At 53.5% G+C, this 18,538-nt stretch carries 22 protein-coding genes; 9 read left to right on the top strand and 13 right to left on the bottom strand.

Annotated features, from left to right (window positions below):
• Positions 1–9: 9 nt before the first annotated feature.
• Positions 10–216 carry a cold-shock protein gene (locus ACHUEV_RS02830; protein ID WP_394177543.1) on the bottom strand — a complete coding sequence of 69 codons (207 nt, stop codon included), beginning with the start codon at positions 214–216 and terminating at the stop codon, positions 10–12.
• A gap of 137 nt (positions 217–353) precedes the next feature.
• Between ACHUEV_RS02830 and ACHUEV_RS02825 the strand changes: the two genes are divergently transcribed.
• Together ACHUEV_RS02825 and ACHUEV_RS02820 are read left to right on the top strand one after the other, a co-directional pair.
• Positions 354–683 (top strand): arsenate reductase family protein, encoded by a 330-nt coding sequence (locus ACHUEV_RS02825; RefSeq protein WP_106356634.1) that lies wholly within the window; start codon positions 354–356, stop codon positions 681–683.
• Between the two features lie 43 nt (positions 684–726).
• Positions 727–1,095 carry a hypothetical protein gene (locus ACHUEV_RS02820; protein WP_394177542.1) on the top strand — a complete coding sequence of 123 codons (369 nt, stop codon included), beginning with the start codon at positions 727–729 and terminating at the stop codon, positions 1,093–1,095.
• On the opposite strand, the gene ACHUEV_RS02815 is transcribed toward ACHUEV_RS02820, so the two are convergent.
• From ACHUEV_RS02815 to ACHUEV_RS02780, 8 genes are all read right to left on the bottom strand, one after another.
• Positions 1,079–1,630, bottom strand: a complete 552-nt coding sequence (locus tag ACHUEV_RS02815) for a DoxX family protein (protein WP_394177541.1) — start codon at positions 1,628–1,630, stop codon at positions 1,079–1,081. The genes ACHUEV_RS02820 and ACHUEV_RS02815 overlap by 17 nt on opposite strands.
• Positions 1,631–1,641: 11 nt before the next feature.
• Entirely contained in the window at positions 1,642–2,373 is a 732-nt protein-coding gene (locus tag ACHUEV_RS02810; protein ID WP_394177540.1) for an HvfC/BufC N-terminal domain-containing protein, read from the bottom strand.
• Complete coding sequence (bufB, locus tag ACHUEV_RS02805) at positions 2,370–3,224, bottom strand: MNIO family bufferin maturase (protein WP_106356642.1); 855 nt, start codon at positions 3,222–3,224, stop codon at positions 2,370–2,372. The genes ACHUEV_RS02810 and bufB overlap by 4 nt, the downstream gene beginning before the upstream one ends.
• Positions 3,225–3,285: 61 nt before the next feature.
• Positions 3,286–3,585 (bottom strand): BufA1 family periplasmic bufferin-type metallophore, encoded by a 300-nt coding sequence (locus ACHUEV_RS02800; RefSeq protein WP_106356644.1) that lies wholly within the window; start codon positions 3,583–3,585, stop codon positions 3,286–3,288.
• A gap of 236 nt (positions 3,586–3,821) precedes the next feature.
• Positions 3,822–5,768 carry a threonine--tRNA ligase gene (thrS, locus tag ACHUEV_RS02795; protein ID WP_394177539.1) on the bottom strand — a complete coding sequence of 649 codons (1,947 nt, stop codon included), beginning with the start codon at positions 5,766–5,768 and terminating at the stop codon, positions 3,822–3,824.
• 117 nt (positions 5,769–5,885) lie between these two features.
• The gene (locus ACHUEV_RS02790) at positions 5,886–6,305 is read right to left on the bottom strand and encodes an MAPEG family protein (RefSeq protein ID WP_394177538.1); all 420 of its coding nucleotides are present in this window, start codon (positions 6,303–6,305) and stop codon (positions 5,886–5,888) included.
• Positions 6,306–6,752 (bottom strand): SRPBCC domain-containing protein, encoded by a 447-nt coding sequence (locus ACHUEV_RS02785; protein WP_394177537.1) that lies wholly within the window; start codon positions 6,750–6,752, stop codon positions 6,306–6,308.
• A gap of 14 nt (positions 6,753–6,766) precedes the next feature.
• Positions 6,767–7,510 carry an ArsR/SmtB family transcription factor gene (locus tag ACHUEV_RS02780; RefSeq protein WP_394177536.1) on the bottom strand — a complete coding sequence of 248 codons (744 nt, stop codon included), beginning with the start codon at positions 7,508–7,510 and terminating at the stop codon, positions 6,767–6,769.
• Positions 7,511–7,601: 91 nt separating this feature from the next.
• On the opposite strand from ACHUEV_RS02780, the gene ACHUEV_RS02775 reads away from it, so the two are divergent.
• The 3 genes from ACHUEV_RS02775 (at position 7,602) to ACHUEV_RS02765 (ending at position 10,086) form a co-directional block, all read left to right on the top strand.
• Positions 7,602–8,357 carry an alpha/beta fold hydrolase gene (locus tag ACHUEV_RS02775; RefSeq protein ID WP_394177535.1) on the top strand — a complete coding sequence of 252 codons (756 nt, stop codon included), beginning with the start codon at positions 7,602–7,604 and terminating at the stop codon, positions 8,355–8,357.
• A 67-nt stretch (positions 8,358–8,424) separates the two neighbouring features.
• The gene (locus tag ACHUEV_RS02770) at positions 8,425–9,279 is read left to right on the top strand and encodes an alpha/beta hydrolase (protein WP_394177534.1); all 855 of its coding nucleotides are present in this window, start codon (positions 8,425–8,427) and stop codon (positions 9,277–9,279) included.
• A gap of 90 nt (positions 9,280–9,369) precedes the next feature.
• Positions 9,370–10,086, top strand: a complete 717-nt coding sequence (locus tag ACHUEV_RS02765; protein WP_394177533.1) for an alpha/beta fold hydrolase — start codon at positions 9,370–9,372, stop codon at positions 10,084–10,086.
• Position 10,087: 1 nt separating this feature from the next.
• Here ACHUEV_RS02765 and phaZ read toward each other — a convergent pair whose 3' ends face one another.
• Entirely contained in the window at positions 10,088–11,362 is a 1,275-nt protein-coding gene (phaZ, locus tag ACHUEV_RS02760; protein ID WP_394177532.1) for a polyhydroxyalkanoate depolymerase, read from the bottom strand.
• 67 nt (positions 11,363–11,429) lie between these two features.
• Here phaZ and ACHUEV_RS02755 point away from each other — a divergent pair, with 67 nt between their 5' ends.
• The 3 genes from ACHUEV_RS02755 (at position 11,430) to phaR (ending at position 14,557) form a co-directional block, all read left to right on the top strand.
• The gene (locus tag ACHUEV_RS02755; protein ID WP_394177531.1) at positions 11,430–13,226 is read left to right on the top strand and encodes a PHA/PHB synthase family protein; all 1,797 of its coding nucleotides are present in this window, start codon (positions 11,430–11,432) and stop codon (positions 13,224–13,226) included.
• 145 nt (positions 13,227–13,371) lie between these two features.
• Positions 13,372–13,821: a phasin family protein gene (locus tag ACHUEV_RS02750; RefSeq protein ID WP_394177530.1), complete on the top strand. Its 450-nt coding sequence runs from the start codon at positions 13,372–13,374 to the stop codon at positions 13,819–13,821.
• 199 nt (positions 13,822–14,020) lie between these two features.
• The gene (gene phaR, locus ACHUEV_RS02745) at positions 14,021–14,557 is read left to right on the top strand and encodes a polyhydroxyalkanoate synthesis repressor PhaR (RefSeq protein ID WP_394177529.1); all 537 of its coding nucleotides are present in this window, start codon (positions 14,021–14,023) and stop codon (positions 14,555–14,557) included.
• 61 nt (positions 14,558–14,618) lie between these two features.
• On the opposite strand, the gene ACHUEV_RS02740 is transcribed toward phaR, so the two are convergent.
• Both ACHUEV_RS02740 and ACHUEV_RS02735 read right to left on the bottom strand, forming a co-directional pair.
• Positions 14,619–14,843, bottom strand: coding sequence for an N-(5'-phosphoribosyl)anthranilate isomerase (locus ACHUEV_RS02740; protein WP_394177528.1), 225 nt, complete (start codon positions 14,841–14,843; stop codon positions 14,619–14,621).
• Positions 14,844–14,887: 44 nt separating this feature from the next.
• Complete coding sequence (locus ACHUEV_RS02735) at positions 14,888–16,255, bottom strand: aminotransferase (RefSeq protein ID WP_394177527.1); 1,368 nt, start codon at positions 16,253–16,255, stop codon at positions 14,888–14,890.
• Between the two features lie 117 nt (positions 16,256–16,372).
• Here ACHUEV_RS02735 and ACHUEV_RS02730 point away from each other — a divergent pair, with 117 nt between their 5' ends.
• Positions 16,373–17,332 carry a LysR family transcriptional regulator gene (locus tag ACHUEV_RS02730; RefSeq protein ID WP_394177526.1) on the top strand — a complete coding sequence of 320 codons (960 nt, stop codon included), beginning with the start codon at positions 16,373–16,375 and terminating at the stop codon, positions 17,330–17,332.
• Here ACHUEV_RS02730 and ACHUEV_RS02725 read toward each other — a convergent pair.
• Positions 17,329–18,513 (bottom strand): DegT/DnrJ/EryC1/StrS family aminotransferase, encoded by a 1,185-nt coding sequence (locus ACHUEV_RS02725; RefSeq protein WP_394177525.1) that lies wholly within the window; start codon positions 18,511–18,513, stop codon positions 17,329–17,331. The two genes, ACHUEV_RS02730 and ACHUEV_RS02725, sit on opposite strands and share 4 nt — an antisense overlap.
• Between the last annotated feature and the right edge of the window lie 25 nt (positions 18,514–18,538).

Raw genomic sequence — 18,538 nt, 5'->3', positions numbered from 1 at the left:
GCTCTTGCTTTAGGCTTTGGCGAGATTGCCGGCCATCTTCCGGCCATCTCGCCCTTCGACCAAGTCAAAGGTCACTTTTTCATTATCGGCTAGTCCGGTAAGCCCCGCCTGTTCCACGGCAGTCACATGGACAAATACGTCCGATCCGCCTTCGTCAGGTGCAATAAATCCGAAACCTTTTGTTGTATTAAACCACTTTACAGTGCCGCTTGGCATTGGTCTTCCTCCGTCGTGTCTTGTTGGGTGCCGTTCACCCAAGCCTTGTATGTCTAGAGTTATGTGTTCTATGCAAAATGCAAGTGACAGCTTACCGCATGTACGGAACGCTGCAAGATGCTCAATCAGGAGGCGAAATGCGCTTTTTCGGTCTAAAATCATGCGATACGTGTCGCAAAGCATTAAAAGCACTACAGGCAGCAGGGCATAGCCCAGAGGTGATCGATGTCCGCGCTGATGGCGTATCAGACGCGGATCGCGCCCAGATTATTGCCCAGTTTGGTGACAAAGCGATCAACCGCGCTTCGACAACTTGGCGTGGTTTGTCTGATGAGGAAAAGGCCGGTGATCCTGCTGCGTTATTGGCGGCGCATCCAACATTGATGAAGCGCCCCGTGATCGAGGCCGATGGTCAATGGACGATCGGCTGGAAGGCCGACGCACAGGCCGTACACCTTGGCGAATAGCCAACGGGTGTTTATGTGACGTCCGAGCAGTAAGGAGACACAGATGCGCAATGCCGCACTCACCCTTGGTCTGATTGCAGGCATCATGGGTATTTTCGTTGGCCTGTTTGGCTATGGCTATGCCGAATTGACCGAACGCCATTCACAAGTGGGCGAGCTGTTAGGCTTTTTCGATAACCCTAGCTTCATCCGCTTCGCGAGCTTCATGGCACCGTTGCTGGCAATCGCCGGTGGCGCGATGGCCAAGGCGCGAGCCCTCTGGGGTGGTGGGCTAATGATCCTATCCGCGATGTGTATTTATGCGGCCTTTGGGTTCAATGTTGCGACCATGTTCCCAATTGGATTTGCAGGGCTAGGTGGTGTGTTGGCTATCGCAGCCGGTAAACCGGATGAGCCTACGGCGCATTTTTGAATAGTAAGCGGTCGGCGGATAATGCGCCGGCCCCTTTGAACACAAGTGTCGCCAGACACAGCACCCAAAACGCGCGTTGATCTAGGATTAATCCATCTGGCATCCGATCGAACCAAGCGCCTAATGTGCCCTCATGTGCGATCCCCCCGTGACCGAATAGGTCCGTCAGCGATTGCACCACGACAAACCCGATCATCCCCAGTGCTGCAAGCCGCGTCAAAAGCCCAATGACGATGAGAAGGGGCAAGATGAACTCGGCCAACGTTCCCGCTGTGACAACCGCCCAATGAAACAATGACAGCTGCGACGTGTCATAGCCTGCCGCCTCCATCGCGCGGGGGAAAATTTGTACGTATGCGCCCGACGAAGGCGATAAGAAGCCAAGTATCCCGTCACCTAATTTGGTCAGGCCCGAATTCCAAAAGTACATCAGCAGAACTGCGGCAAAGACAAATCGCGCAAGCAGGGGAAGGCCCTGATCACCTAAACGGTTCAACTGATCGGCGCTCCGGGTAATAAATGGGGGGAGTTGCATGTCTGCGCCTTTCAGTGAATTTCGGTAATGGCGGATTGGCCTAGTAAGACTGATAGCGTCGCACCCAGATCCAATCGGTCGTCGGTCAGTGTTTCGCCCAGTGGTGTGTTATCCATCAACGCTTTGATACAGTTCGCACTGCTCCCGTCGATAAGATTGATCTGCGGGTCAAAGCCGGGCCGGGTAATCAGAACAGCCTCGGGCTGCATCACGGGTTTGGGCGCGTCATTGGTTGTATTCGCACGGTATATACCGTGGATTGGATAGTCAGAGGTTAGCACTTGTATCGAAGGCGCAAGGCGTAAGCGCGATGCAAGCAACGTATCGGGTGCGAGCGCGGCGAGCGCCTGAGGGTCGACCGCTTTCGTATCTGCGGCGTGATATGCCCGGCGCATAGCCAGTTCCAGCTTCGCGATGTCAGGTAGATACGGCAGGCTTTGTGCAGGTGGAAAACGGCGCAGGAACTGCGGCATCTTTTCCCCGTAGAACATCATCAACGGAGAGCTCGGTGGGTGTTTGCGCAGATAGACGCCAGCCATCGCACGAAAGAACTGATCGCCGACTAATTTGTGAATAACGGGGAATGCGGTCTCTAACGCGTCAGACAGGCTGACGGCGACATTGTTGCGATAGACATCGAAACGTTTTGTTGTGGGTGCGCCGTCGGGGTTTTGCAGCCCAGTCGGGGCAGGCGCTGCAGGATCAAACAGCCCGGCCTGAAACGCGGCTTGGTTCACTTTCATGCCGCGACCTTTGTCAGCGCAGTTACAGCGCGGGTGGCTTCTTCTGCCAAGGTGGCCCAATCGGGCACGTCGTTATCCCATTCGATCAACAGCGGCTTTGGGCCAGACCGTTCAAGCGTGTAATCCAGCAGCGCCCAAACCGGATCGACGATTGGCTTGCCGTGACTGTCGATCAGTAGTGGCGCGCCAGTTTCATCTTCGTCCTCGTCATGGCCGCCAAGGTGCAATTCGCCGACGGCCTCTAATGGGAAGGCGTCGATATAGGCTTGGGGGGATGTTTTCAGGTTTGTCGCGCTGACGAAGACGTTGTTCACGTCAAGCAGCAGGCCACAGCCGGTGCGCGCGACGATCTCGCGTAGGAATTCGGTTTCGGACAACGTGGATTCCGCAAAGGCCAGATAGCTGGATGGGTTTTCTAATAGCATCTGACGGCCAAGTGTTTCTTGGACTTGGGTAATGTGGCTTGCCACCTGCGCAAGCGTTGTTTCGGTATAAGGCAGGGGTAACAGGTCGTTCAGGAAATGACTGTCGTGGGTAGACCACGCGAGGTGCTCAGAAAAGCTGGCAGGGTTCAGCCAATCAACAAGATGCTTGAGCCGGGCAAGGTGTTCGGGATCAAGATCACCCTCAGAGCCGATAGATAGGCCGACACCATGAACCGAAATCGGAAAGCGTTCGGCAAGGTGGCGCAACTGGGCGATGGGGCGTCCGCCGCCACCCATATAGTTTTCAGCGTGAATTTCGAGCCAGCCAATAGGGTCAGGGTTTTTGATTATGTCAGCGTAATGCTGTGGCTTGTAGCCAACACCGGGAAGTGGGGGTAACGGGGCATCGCGGGACACATCAAACATGGCAGGCTCCTGTCAGGACGGGTGTAAGGTGGGCGCAAACCCACCTTACCATATTTTGGGCTTATGCAGGGATGTCGCGCTCTAGCGCTTCTAGTGAACCCATGCGCTCTGTGCCGTCAGCCATCGCTGGCAGTTCCATAGTTGTGCATGTGCCTTCTGGAACCAGTGACCAAGCGTTGCCCTGATAATCAACAGAAGATGTGCCCGCACAGCTTGTACCTGGGCCAGCCGCACAGTCGTTTTCGCCGGCAAGTGAAACGCCATAGCATTTTTCGTCAGCAGCGTGTGCAGTCGTTGCTAGACCAGCAACAGCAGACGCAACAGCAGTAGCAAGAACAAGTGATTTTTTTGTGTTGGACATGGAAGGCTTCCTTCAATTGGATCAAATTTTTGCGTCGCCTATCAGCGGCGATGCCTAAATGTTAATCGGTCCAATTGCTGGTTTTCTATTCACAGCCGCGTGCATCGCGTTTCCGTGAGGTCGTGTGAACACCGTTATTCTGCCGCGACGCCCTGTCGCACCGCAGATTTTGACAAAAAAAGAACCCGCCGGGCGTAATGCGCGGCGGGTTTGTTACAGCTTCCAGCGCTGGAATGTTACAAAAGATCGGGTGGTGTGGCGCTTTTTCTTAACTCTGCAACGATCTCAGCAAGAGATGTTACAGATGTTTTGTTTTCGCCAAGGCGGCGGACAGTCACAGTTTTCTCTGTCACTTCGCGCGCCCCCAGCGCCAGAATGACCGGAACTTTACCGACAGAGTGTTCACGAACCTTGTAGTTGATCTTCTCATTTCGGGTGTCGGCCTCGGCGCGGACGCCAACGGCGCGCAGCGCTTCGACGACTTCGTTGGCATAATCATCTGCGTCAGAAACGATGGTCGCAACAACCACCTGACGCGGGGCCAGCCAGAACGGCAGCTTGCCTGCATGTTCTTCGATCAAGATACCGATAAAGCGTTCGAACGACCCAAGTGTCGCGCGGTGCAGCATGACGGGGCGATGCTTTGCACCGTCTTCACCAACAAAGTTAGCGTCCAGACGTTCGGGCAAGTTGGCATCGACTTGCAGCGTACCACATTGCCAGTTTCGGCCAATCGCGTCAGTTAGGGTGAACTCAAGCTTTGGACCGTAGAACGCGCCTTCACCTTCAAGCACTTCGTACTCATACCCAGCCGCACGGCAGGCATCGCCAAGCGCCTTTTCCATGTGATCCCATGTTTCATCCGAACCGATCCGCTTTTCAGGACGGGTGGATAGCTTGATGGTCCAATCGTGGAACCCAAGGTCAGCATAAATCTTCGACAGGAATTCGATGAAGCGCGCAGTTTCTGCTTCGATCTGATCATCGGTACAGAAAATATGCCCATCATCTTGGGTAAAGCCACGCACACGCATGATCCCATGTAGCGCACCTGACGGTTCATAGCGCGCACAAGACCCGAATTCCGCCATGCGTAATGGCAGGTCACGATAGGATTTCAGACCCTGATTGAAAATCTGCACGTGGCACGGGCAGTTCATTGGCTTCAGCGCGTTCACGGCTTTTTCACGTGCGTGCTCTTCGTCGACTTCGACGATGAACATGTTCTCTTGGTACTTTTCCCAGTGGCCTGAGGCTTCCCAAAGCTTGCGATCAACGACTTGCGGGGTGTTTACCTCTACATAGCCGCCCTTACGCTGTTGGCGGCGCATATAGTCTTGCAGTTCAGTGTAAACAGTCCAGCCGTTAGGGTGCCAGAACACCTGACCCGGGGCTTCTTCTTGCATGTGGAACAGGTTCATCTCGCGGCCCAGCTTGCGGTGGTCGCGCTTGGCTGCTTCTTCCAGCATATGCAGGTGGGCTTTTAGACCTTCTTTGTTGGTAAAGGCCGCGCCGTAGATGCGTTGCAGCATCGGGCGGTCGCTGTCACCGCGCCAATATGCACCCGCGATAGACATCAGTTTGAAACCATCAGCCGGAACTTGGCCGGTGTGCTGCAGGTGTGGGCCGCGGCACAGATCCTGCCAGTCACCGTGCCAGTACATGCGCAGAGGCTCGTCCCCCGGGATGCTTTCGATTAGCTCAACCTTATAAGGTTCGCCGCGATCTTGGTAATATGCGATCGCCTTTTCACGTTCCCAAATCTCGGTCCGGACTTCATCACGCTTGTTGATGATTTCCTTCATCTTCTTTTCGATGACGGTCAGGTCTTCGGGGGTAAACGGTTCTTTGCGGTCGAAGTCGTAGTACCAGCCGTCTTTGATTACCGGCCCAATGGTGACCTGTACGTCAGGCCACAGTTCTTGAACCGCGCGTGCCATGATGTGCGCAAGATCGTGGCGAACCAGTTCAAGCGCGGGCTCTTCGTCTTTCATTGTGTTGATCGCGATGCTGCTGTCCGCATCAATCGGCCACTGAAGATCCCAATGTTGGTCGTTTACAGTCGCAGAGATCGCTTTTTTACGCAGCGACGATGAAATGTCAGCAGCGACTTCGGCGGCAGTTACACCTGCGTCATAAGAACGGCTATTGCCATCAGGAAAAGTAAGAGAGATTTGGGCCATATGTTCGGCTCCTCGTCAGTTTGGCGCCCACGGAACGCCCGGTTGCGGGTTATGTGTGAGCTGCTAAATGGAGCCAATAAAAACGGCTGTCAAGCAATGCCTGACAGCCGAAATGGTTCAGGGTGCTGTAATGACAGCAAATCCCATGACCAGAACGCAAAGCACGCCAAGATTAAAGATCAACGGACGTAGCGGCATTTTCAATCGCCCCGAGATCATCCCAACGGCATGGATAATCCTGATCCAGAAAAACGCGATAGCGGTCCAATAGGTCAGTGCGCTGAACCCATCGAGACGGTCAACGATCAACACCAAGACCGCAAAAGGAAGAAGCTGTTCTAGCAAATTCAGATGCGCCCGGTGCGCGCGGTGCACCCATGCAGGTAGCGCGTATAAATCGTATGGCCGGTCAAATGGGTCGGGTGCGCCGTCTGGCGCTGTCGTTTTTGAGATGCCGACAATGTAGGGTATCCATAGCAATGCGGCCAATATGGAAAGGCATGCAAGGATACCTAATTCCGTAGGAAGGGTTTGCATCTACATACCTTCCATCAAATATGCGCCGCCAAAGTGCGCAGGTTTGCCGGTTTCCAGCCAAGTCTTCAGCCCTGCGATGCTGCGTACCCAGCCATCTGCGGTGCCGTCTGATGGATCGTTGTTCAGATTTTCGTGCAACACGGTCAGGCAGCAAAAATCGCCTTCGACAGCGATTTCATAAGTAATCTTGGATGGTGGGGCATCGGGTTCCCAAGTTGGTTCAAAGGTCGTGACAAGCTTGGTCTTGGGCGTCACCTCTAGGTCGCGGGCATAAAGCGTGACGGTACCGTCGGGCATCATATAAGTGACTTTGTCGTTATCGCGTGTCGCGGTTTGCTGAAGAAAGTCATAGTGCTGGAAAACATCGGCATTTATCAATGCGTCCCACAATGCGTCTTGGGTGCAGTTAATGTAGGTTTGCATCATAAATTTTGGTTTATCAGTCATCATCGTTTCCTTTGTTACATCGCTGCCTTAAGCGCCGCACCAGTTTCGAGGTATGATTTGAGAGAGGCTGCTAATCGCGCCCAGCCTTCGGCAAAGCCTTCTTGGCCCGGTGCGATATCGTAATGTTCAATGGTCAGTTTGCATTGACCTCCCTGATCTTCGATCAGATAGACCATGTGGCTAGACGGCGCATTGGGACCCATGAAAAGCGGTTCAAACGTCATCGCAATGCGGGTTTTGGGATCTAATGCTGTCGTCACTTGTCGCAACATTGCCTCGCCATTCGGCAGGATAAACGCGGTCGGTTGATCGACAGCAGCATTTCCTTGCACCACGTTACAGGCAAAGTGATAGGCCGCCATTTGGTCAGCCTCTGTCAGGGCAGACCAAAGCGCATCTTGGGTGCAGCGGATAAATGTCTGCATCATGAAATCGGGTTTTCCCATTTTCGTATCTCTTTCAAGTTTCTGTTTTAATTCAGTCAAAGCACGGGCCTGTGGCTGCAAAAATGGTGCAACCCAGCGATCCATCAGTTCCTGTAGCGGGAGTGCATTCAGATAGTGATATTTGAACCGCCCTTGTTTGCGCGTGACGATCAGCCCTGCATCTTCAAGTGACTTTAGGTGTTTCATTACGCCAAAACGGCTCAGACTTAGCACCTGTTCAAGATCACTTAGGCTTTGGCCGTCTTGCTTGCGCAAACTGTCTAACAGCGCACGGCGAGCGGGGTCGTTTAGGGCTTTGAATATCTTGTCCATAGAATCGCTTATAGGTTACTTTATAGTAACGTGACAATAGGGTAACCTAATGAAGCTTGCAGGATGGCGTCGCTTGTGATGGTCTCACTCTATGACAAAGACCTCTGACACCCCGACATTCACCACGCCACAAGGGCGCAAAATTGCATACCATCTGACGGATGGCACTGGCCCCGCAGTCGTATTTCTTGGCGGGTTCAAATCTGACATGGGCGGCACGAAGGCCGTGTATTTGGAAGACTGGGCGCGCAAAGAGGGCCACGCATTTCTACGGTTTGACTATTCTGGTCATGGTGAAAGCGACGGCGCGTTTACCGATGGCGCGATTGGTGACTGGTTTGAGGATGCCTGCGCGGCGCTGGGCCTGATCGCTGGAAAGGTCGTTCTTGTCGGATCGTCGATGGGGGGATGGATTTCGCTACAGATCGCCCGCGCGATGCCAGAACGCATTGCTGGGATGGTGACTATCGCAGCGGCCCCTGATTTTACCGAAGACAGCATGTGGGGCAGTTTTACCGATGTACAAAAGGCAGAATTGGCGCAAGGGCAGGTGGCATTACCGTCCGATTACGGCGAACCTTACATCATCACAAAGCGCCTAATCGAAGAAGGGCGTAACCGGTTGGTACTGCGTGATCCGCTTGCGTTGCCGTTCCCAGTGCGGTTCTTGCAAGGTACTGCAGATGCTGACGTGGATATGTCGGTGGCGCTGCGACTGTTAGATCATGCGACCGGGCCAGATATGCGTCTGACATTGGTGGATGGCGCTGATCATCGGTTTTCGGATGATGCCTGCCTCAAGCTGATTGAGCAGTCCGTCGAAGAAGTTCTAACCGCGGCCAGTTAGCGGCTAGCCGAGGGGCGCGAGCTTGGCTAAGGTGTTGTGAATTTGAAAAAATACGGTAGCGCACCCGATGGATATTACGACGCTTGAACAAGACTTGGCTGCGTCAGAAGCCAATGTGCCCAATCTTCGCGCTGGCTGCGAGAAAACAGTGGTCTGGGCAGGTGAACCCAGCACCAAGACGCAAGTCGTTGTTCTTTATATCCACGGGTTTTCTGCGTCGCCCGCTGAGCTTCGGCCGCTGCCTGATTTGGTTGCCAAAGATTTTGGTGCCAATATCTTCTATACGCGGCTCACAGGGCATGGGCAGGACGGTGCAGCAATGGCTGCCGCCACCTTTGACGATTGGACCCGCGACGTGGCGGAGGCTGTTGAAATCGCGCAAACCATTGGTGATGAGATCATTCTAATGGGGTGTTCAACCGGCTGCACGCTGGCCACGCTTGCGCTGGTTGGCGGGGTTCAGGCTAAGGCGGCGGTGCTTATCTCTCCCAATTTTGCACTGCGTAGCTGGTTTGCACAGAAGCTTTTGGACATGCCCGGCGTACGCTATTGGGGGCGCTATGTTGCTGGCAAAACCCGATCGTTTCCGCCGATCAACGATGGCCACGCGGCCTATTGGACGACTCGCTATCCAACCGAGGCGCTTTATCCGATGGCCGATGCGGTGCGCGCTGTTCGGCGGGCTGATCTGTCTGGTGTCAAAGCGCCGGCGCTATTTGTGCTGAATGAGGCGGACACTGTCGTGCATCCGGGCGCCGCGCGCAAAGTCATGGCGCGTTGGGGTGGTCCGGTGACCGAAGACGTCGTTGAGCCGGGGCCGGGGGACGATGAAAATGGGCACGTGATGGCTGGCGATGTGTTTAGCCCCAATCAGACTGAACCGCTGGCTCGGCGGATTTCGGCTTGGTTGAAAGGCGTTTAGCACTTTCATGTGGTTGCGTGGCGCGGCAGACCGCGTCAAGGTTGTGCGAACAACGCGCCTTTGGTGCGACATCTAGACAGGTCTAATTAAATGCCATGTGAAACACTGGTGATGATCCCCCCCATGCTGTGCGATGCACGCATATTTGAGCCGCAAATCAGTGATCTTGGCAATGACCATGCGGTTATGTTTGCTCCGACCACCAAAGGTGAGCGGATGGAGGAAATTGCCTCGCAAATCCTTTCATGGGCGCCATCAAAGTTTGCGCTGGCTGGTATGGGCATGGGCGGCATGGTTGCAATGGAAGTGCTGCGCCGGGCCCCAGAGCGTGTGACCCGGATCGCCTTGATCAGCTCCAGTCCGCAGCCGGATACGCCCGAAACGGCTTCTGCACGCGAACCGCAAATTATCGCGGCACGGGCAGGGCGCTGGGCTGATGTTCTTCAGCATGAGATCCATTCAACATGGATGTCGCCAAGCATTGATAAGGTGGCACTTGTTCGATTGCTCACGATGATGGGGAATACGCTAGGGCCAGAAGTCTATGTAAAGCAGGCGCGCGCGATGCAGCGCCGTAAAGACCAACAGCCTGTATTACGAAAGATTACGCAGCCGGCACTGGTGATTTGTGGGCGCCACGACGGGCATTACCCGGTCAAACGACACGAATTTATGGCCGAGCTGATCCCATATGCAACACTCGAGGTTATTGAAGATGCAGGATACCTGCCCACAGTCGAGTCACCTGACGAGGTGACCGCGGCGCTTCGGACTTGGATGAAAGCGCCGCTGATCCTGCGTAGCTGAATTAAGCAGCGGCGTTCTTGTTCGCAGCTTTCATGTTCTTTGGTGTGTCAGAGTTCGCGTCGATGAAATCCAATACAAGCGGGCGAATATTGTTCCGCCAGCTGCTGCCCGCAAAGATACCATAGTGACCAGCGCCTGGCTCAAGGTGTGACGCTTTTTTGCTTTCTGGCAGGTTGGTCAGCAGGTCTAGGGCAGCAAGGCACTGACCTGGTGCAGAGATATCATCTTCTTCACCTTCGACAATTTTTACGGCAACGGTGGTGATCTTGCCGATATCAACTTTGCGGCCTGCAACGGTAAAGTCGTTGCGCGCGATGTCGCGGTTTTTAAAGACACGCTCGACCGTGGATAGGTAGAATTCGGCGGTCATATCCATCACAGCAAGGTATTCGTCGTAGAACGCATTATGCTTGTCGTGCTCGCGTGCTTCGCCTTTGGCGGTTCGGATAATTTGATCGCGGAACGCGTTTGCGTGGGTTTCACCATTCATCGAAATGAATGATGCTAGCTGCAATAGGCCGGGATAGACCGTGCGGCCGACGCCAGCATACTTAAAGCCGACGCGTTGGATCATCGTTTGTTCAAGCTGACCCATGGTGACCGAGCGACCAAAGTCTGTGACTTCTGTGTGGTTTGCCTCTGGATCGACGGGGCCGCCGATAAGTGTCAGGGACCGTGGCTGCGCCTTAGGGTCTTCCTCGGCGAGGTATGCAGTGGCGGCTAGGGTCAATGGAACAGGCTGACAGACGGCAAGAACGTGGATGTCGGAACCCAGTTCACGCATGAAGTCGACCAGATACAGAGTATAGTCTTCGACATCGAATTTGCCTTCGCTGACAGGGATGTCGCGGGCGTTATGCCAGTCTGTAATATAGACGTCACAATCTGGCAGTAGGCTGATCACAGTCTTGCGCAATAAGGTGGCGTAGTGACCGGACATCGGCGCAACAACCAGAACCCGCCGTTTGCTTGGCTTACGGCCGGGCATTGTAAAGTGGATCAGATCGCCAAATGGGCGTTCCACAACGGTTTCAATGACGACAGGGTGATCTTTGCCCTTTTCGCATGTGACCGGAGGAATATTCCAATCCGGTTTTACGATCATGCGGGCAAATGTGCGTTCGGTCACTTCGCCCCATGCCATCAGCCAATCCATCGCGGGGTTCGCCCCCATGGACATCATTGGGTAAGAAGCGAAGGCACGCGCGGTAGCTCCGAGCCATTGGTTCGTGTTCCGCGCGCTTTCCATCAGGTCATAGGTCATCATATACTTCATAAGAGCATCTCCGAGTTAAGGCGCGCATATCATGCTGCACCTGCAGCATAGGCATAGGAACGTGAACATGACAACAAACGATTTAGGAACAAACGCCGCGTCTGATCAGAATGTTACTACCTTAGAGGCAAATCTTGTCCATATTGAGGAACTGACGCAACGTCTCCTAAAGGTTATGAGCGGAACTCGGAAGATTCCGAGCGCGTTGCAGGGGCCAAGTCACGAGCTCTATATGAAGGCCGCAAGCGGCTATATGGCGGAAATGATGAATAATCCGGCCAAGTTAATCGAGCATCAGGTCGAATTCTGGGGCAAATCCGTTAAGCATTTTGTCGAAGCACAGCATTTACTTGCGCAGGGGAAACTTTCGGCGACTTCAGACGAAACGCCCAAGGATCGACGGTTCTCACACGAGCTTTGGGACACGAATCCGTACTTCAATTACATAAAGCAACAATACTTGATGAATGCTGCTGCGGTGCAGCAGGCCGTTGATCATATCGACAACCTTGATTCGGAAGAAAAGAAGCGCTTGCGCTATTTCAGCCGGCAGATCGTCGATATGGCTTGCCCAACCAACTTTCTGGCAACCAACCCAGAAGCTTTGGCATTGGCCGCCGAAACCGAAGGCGAAAGCTTGATCGCGGGTCTTGAGAACTTGATCGCAGATTTAGAGGCGAACAATGGCGATCTGGTTGTCACCTTAGCGGATAAGTCTGCTTTCAGGCTCGGTGAGAACCTTGCGACAACGCCGGGATCTGTGGTCTTTCGCAATCATATGTTCGAGCTCATCCAATATGCGCCAACAACCGAAAAAGTGTATGAAACCCCACTGATCATTTTCCCGCCTTGGATCAACAAATTCTACATTCTCGACCTGAAACCTCAAAACAGTCTTATCAAATGGGCTGTTGAGCAGGGGTACACTGTCTTCGTCGTATCTTGGGTGAACCCAGACGAAAGCTACAAAAATACTTCGATGACAAATTACATCGAGGACGGATATCTGACCGCGATCAACGAGGTCAAAAGAATATGTAACGTGAAAAAGGTGAATGCTGTCGGCTATTGCATCGCGGGCACGACGCTTTCGTTGACGCTTGCGTTGCTGAAGCAGCGCAAGGACACCTCAATTAATAGTGCGACGTTCTTTACGACCCTCACTGATTTCTCGGATCAGGGCGAAGTAGGTGTGTTTCTGAACGATGATTTTGTCGATGGGATCGAACAGGAAGTCGCACAAAGCGGGATGCTCGATTCATTCTTTATGTCGCGGACGTTCTCGTTTTTGCGCTCAAATGACTTAATTTATGGTCCTGCAATCAAAAGCTACATGATGGGCAAAGCACCCCCAGCGTTCGATCTGCTGTATTGGAATGGGGATGGCACAAACCTGCCCGCAAAGATGTCCGTGGAATACCTGCGTGGCCTTTGCCAAAAAGATCTATTCGCCACCGACGGGTTCGAAGTTTGCGGAACCAAGGTGAAGCTAAAGGACGTGAACGTCCCACTTTGTGCAATCGCCTGCGAGACGGATCACATCGCTGCATGGAAAAGCAGCTATGCGGGCATCCAGAAAATGGGATCAAAGGACAAAACATTTATTCTGTCTGAGTCAGGCCATATCGCTGGGATTATTAACCCACCCGCAAAGCGCAAATACGGGCATTATACGAACCCAGAATTAGGGCTAAGTGCCGAAGATTGGCAGGACTCGGCAGACAAGCATGACGGGTCTTGGTGGCCGCGATGGGATTCGTGGTTGTCAGGAAAATCTGGTAAAAAAGTGGATGCGCGACAACCAGGGGATGATACGCATCCCGTTTTGGCCGCTGCCCCCGGAACATATGTATTGTCTAAGTAGCGGTGCCTATTGATTTATTTTGCAACCGCAAAATAAATCATGCTGCAATGCAGAAAAGACTTGAAATGCTGCGCTGCAGCATGCATATTGGTGTCACGAATTCACAGCGCGGCAAAAACCACGCTTTACCCGAAAGGCTGATACTATGGCTACTAAGACACAAGATTTCACTGCGATCTTTAAAGATATGGCAGACGCTTTCCCTGTCGATACAAAAGCGATGGAAGAGCAATTCAAAAACCAAACTGCTCTCGCAGAGAAAATGTCCGCAGTTGCATTGGACGCGGCTGGCAAATCGGCTGATCAGTCTGCGAAGTGGACACAAGACACAATCGCAAAATTGGAAGCGATGTCTAAAGCCAAGCCAGAGCCTGCTGATTACGCAAAAGCAATGACAGATTTCGCTTCTGCGACTGCTGAATCTGCTGCAGAGCACATGTCTGCTTTCGCTGAAATCGCGAAAAAAGTTCAGACACAGACAATGGAACTGGTTCTTGCTGCTGGCAAAGACATGTCAGAAGACATGACTGCCGCTGCGAAGAAGGCAACAAACGAAGTTACTGCGGCTGCAAAGAAAGCAACTGCAGCAAAGTAACCCCCGGTGAAATCGATCCTTGCCTCCCTGCGGATCTGATCTCTCCTAACGGCTCGCATTATGCGGGCCGTTTCTTTTTTGAACGTGATTTTTCGTATCGATGAAATCTTAGCTATGCCTGCGTATCTAAAACGCTTTCTTTTTGCGCAGACGCGGCATAGGCTTCTCTGCACTGCAATATATCTTGGGAGGGATCGCTGTGGCCGACACAAATAAACCGCTTCTCATCAAGCGCTACGCGAGCCGACGTCTGTATAATACCGAAACAAGCGACTATGTGACGCTTGAGGATATCGCTTTGTTCATTCGTGAGGGACGCGAAGTTCAGATCGTTGATTTGAAATCAGGCGACGACCTAACGCGGCAATACCTGCTGCAAATCATCGCCGAGCATGAAAGCCGCGGCGAAAGCGTTCTACCCGTTGACGTATTGACCGATCTCGTTCGAAGCTACACCAGTCAGGCTGCATCAGTGGTACCTGATTTTCTTCAGGCCAGCTTTGAAATGCTGCGCGAAGGGCAGTCCAAAGCCTTGGATAACATGGGCAAGGCAAACCCAATGGTCGCAATGCCCGGGTTTGAGGCGATGCAAGCCCAGCAGGCAGCATTCTTTAAGGCAATGACGGGTGGCATCATGCCGACCAGTAGCGTTCCCGAAAAAGAAAGCGATGATCTGGGAGAGATCAAAGACCAGCTCGCGGCACTGCAAGAAAAACTAGCGAAGTTGGGGAAGTAGTAGTGAAGGAATTTCTAGAAATTCCTTCTGATAGATCAAATTTCTAGAAATTTGATCGCGGCTAGCAGATCAGCCGGATTGGCCCATCATCACAAATAATGACGTAGTAATGGTTGGTGCGGATCAAACGAAATCCGCGCCTTCTTACTTCGCCAACAAAGGCATCAGCGCCGACTTCGCGTTCTACATCAATGATCTGGCGGCGGATCACGCCGCCGATTTTGGTCGCTCGGCACTGAAATACTTGCATTAGCCATTCTTGGCTATCGCGTCGCTGATATCGCATTATTTCCATCGCCGCAGTATGTCGCGGCGATGGTTAATCAGGACTTAAGCGACGTCAGCAAACACGCCATCAAGCGCTTTCTCAAGTTTGCTGAACATTTCGTCCATATGGCCGGGTGTAAAGATAAACGGTGGGCACAGCACAACAGCCTGACCCAATGGACGGCAAATTAGGCCCTGATCGGTACAGGCGTTTGCAATCCGTTCGCTGACGGATAGAGACCCGTCAAACGGGCGCTTAGTGTCTTTGTCGGCTACTGCCTCAAGCGCGCCCATCAGCCCCTTGCCGCGCCATTCGCCAATGTTCTTCTTTTCGGCTAGTCGCGCCATGCCTTCTTCGAACAGCGGGGTCACGGTCCGCACGTTTTCTTCCAGGCCTTCGTTCATCACGACGTCGATCGCTTTCAGGGCGATAGCACAGCCAACGGGGTGGCCGGACGCAGTAAACCCATGCGGGAATTCTTCAATCGCTTCCGATGCCGCCTGCAAGCGATCTGTCAGATCAGGCCCAAGAATTACAGCGCCCATCGGAAAGAACCCAGCTGTTAGGTTCTTGGATGAGATGATCGCATCTGGAACGAAATCATAGGTCTGGCAACCCCAAGTGTTCCCAGTCCGGCCAAAACCAGTAATCACCTCATCTGCGATCAATGGAATCCCGTATTTCTTAAGGATCGGTTGAACGGCTTGGAAATACCCTGCGGACGGTGGGATTACACCACCGGCACCCATAACAGGTTCAGCGAAAAAGCCTGCAATTGTATCTGGACCTTCGCGCAAAATAGTTTCTTCCAGTTCCGCAGCCATCCGGGCCGTAAATTGGGCCTCGGTTTCACCTTCTTTGCCAAAGCGCCAGTAGTGTGGGCAGGACAGGTGGATGAACCCTTCCAACGGCAACCCAAAGACGCTGTTATAAGGCTTGCCTGTCATCGAGGCGGATACCGCCGTCACGCCATGATAGCCGTTAATGCGGGTCAGGATTTTCCGGCGCTGTGGTTTGCCTTCGGCCCCCGCAAGAAACCAAAGCATCTTGACCATTGTGTCGTTCGCTTCGGAACCCGAGTTCGTGTAAAACACTTTGCCGCGCGCAAAGGGTGATACCTCGACCAGCTTTTCGGACAGCATGACAGTTTGATCGGACATGCGGCCAAAGAATGCGTGGTAGCCTGGAAAACGGTCATACTGGGCTTTTGCCGCAGCGATTAGACCAGCGTGGTCGAAGCCCGCGACCATGTTCCAAAGGCCCGAGTTCGCGTCTAGGTATTCGCGCCCATGCACGTCATAGACATAGGGCCCTTTGCCGTGCGTAAGCACGACGGTGCCGCGCTCTTTGACAGTAGGCAAATCGGTGAACCCGTAGAACGAGTTTTCATCAGCACGGGCTTCCCAGCTGTTGGGGGCTTCGTCAGACATTTTGAACCTCATGAATATACTAACAAGACGATATTCCTGTCCGGCAGACCTTACAATGACCTGATTGATGCGCCGCGCATTTCACCCTAGCTTGGCAGCAACGCGCAAGAGGGTCAGATGGCGACAACAGGAAAAATCACGCTTTGGGGCGTAGAGGTCTTTGTCGCCACGGCAGAGGAAGCGTCGATTTCAGGCGCCGCACGCCGCCTAGGCAGTTCAGCTGCGACAGTGAGCCAGCAACTGACCAACCTCGAAGGTGCAATTGGTGCGACACTACTAAATCGTAGCGAACGGCCCGTAACCCTCACCCCGGCCGGAGAGATGTTTCTGCGTCGTGCCAATACGATCCTGAACGAGGCTGATCAGGCCAAGGCCGAGCTCGCGATGGCCGATTTCAGTCGTCTTACCCGGTTTCGTCTGGGCATGATCGAAGATTTCGATGCAGACGTGACCCCTGGTCTTTTGACGGAGATGAGCGACGATTTGAAGAACTGCCAGTTCCTGCTGGAAACCGGGGCGTCGCATCGTCTGTTTGACCTTCTTGATAGTCGTGCTTTGGACGTGATCGTCGCGGGCGATATGGGGCAGGCCAGCGCCGGGATGGAGGTTCACCCGCTGTTAGAAGAACCCTTTGTTGTTGCGGTGCCCAAAGGCGCAATCAAAGACGGTGATGTCGCCAAGCAGCTTCGCCGGATGCAGTTGATCCAATACACGACCCGGCATCATATGGGGCGGGTGATTGCTGCGCATCTTGCGCGGCAGAACCTACGGATAACGCATAAGTTCGAATTGGATAGCTACCACGCGATTATGGCGATGGTTGCGGCCGGGTCAGGATGGACGATCCTGACGCCATTGGGGTGTTTGCGTGCTCAGCGCTTTGGCGATGACGTCGACCTTTTACCGCTGCCTTTCGCGCCATTGTCGCGGACGATATCACTGACCGCGCGCCGGGACATTTTGGGCGACATGCCAGCGACGATAGCCACGCGGCTGAAACCGCTGTTGTTAGACATGATCGTGCAGCCCGCAGTAACGCGCTACCCTTGGCTGCATGACCAATTACACTTGCTTTAACCGTAGGCGCGGGCAGGGGCCATTGTTGCAGCGGCTGCGTCTGTGATGATCTGTGCAATCACATCGCATTCGTCCAGCGTCAGCCGTGCAGGCAGGCGCACATCGCATGCCTTCATCAGCATCGCACGCGTTTTGGGTAGGTCTGGAATTGCTCCAATGAACTGCCAATTCCAGAATGCCCGCGCGTTGTCTTCGCTTTTTCCAAAGACCTGAATTTTGACGCCAGCGGCTGCAGCCGCATCAACAAAGCTTGCGGTATCCGTTTCAGACATATCAACAAGATTGAACTGAATTGAATCTGGAGCACGCTCTTCAGGTGGCAGGCAATCTGGGACCGTCAACCAAGGCGATTCATTCAACTGTGCGGCAACGTGATCATGGTTACGACGTCCATCGGCCACACGACGTGGTAGTTCGTTGAGCTGAGGCCGGATTAGGGCAGCTGAGAGGTTGTTCAGACGCTGGTTATAAAGTGGCAGCTTGTTTTGCCACTTTGCAAAGCCATCCAGAAGAACTGGATGCTTTTTCCAGTTGTGTTCATAGGCGCCGGACATAATGACAGCACGTGCAATCAAGTCTGCATCGTCGGTGATCATAATGCCGCCTTCGCCCGCGTTTAGCAGCTTATAAGATTGAAAGCTAAAGCACCCGATCTTGCCAATAGTCCCGATCTTGCTGCCGCCCCAGATGGTCCCCAACGAATGGGCAGCGTCTTCGATCACTGGGATGCCGGCAGCGTCGCATAGCTGCATGATGGCATCCATATCAGAGGTATGCCCGCGCATGTGACTGATAATAACCGCATCAACTGTCGGCAGCTTGGCGGCAAAGTCATCCAAGTCGATGCGGTAGTTGTCACCACATTCGCAAAGCACAGGCAGGTAATCCGCATGCACGACTGCCGAAGGAACCGCGCCAAACGTAAACGCAGGGATCATAACGCGCGCGTCACGTGGCAGACCAAGTGCCTTCAGTGACAAGAATAGCGCCGCCGAACATGATGACACCGCTAGCGCGTATTTGCTTCCCAGCGCTGCGGCGAACTCTGCTTCAAGCAACGCGACAGGCGAGCTGTCAGATGTGTAGCGGAATAGATCGCCTGACTGCAAAATGCGCGTGACCTCGGCCATGGCAGATTCTGGAATAGGCTCTGCATCGTAAACATTGGGGACTTGAGTCATATTTTCAGCATTCCCGAAACTAGAT

The organism is Yoonia maritima (assembly GCF_043641945.1).
Taxonomy (GTDB): Bacteria; Pseudomonadota; Alphaproteobacteria; order Rhodobacterales; family Rhodobacteraceae; genus Yoonia; species Yoonia maritima_B.
This window is presented reverse-complemented; position numbering and strand designations above follow the sequence as displayed.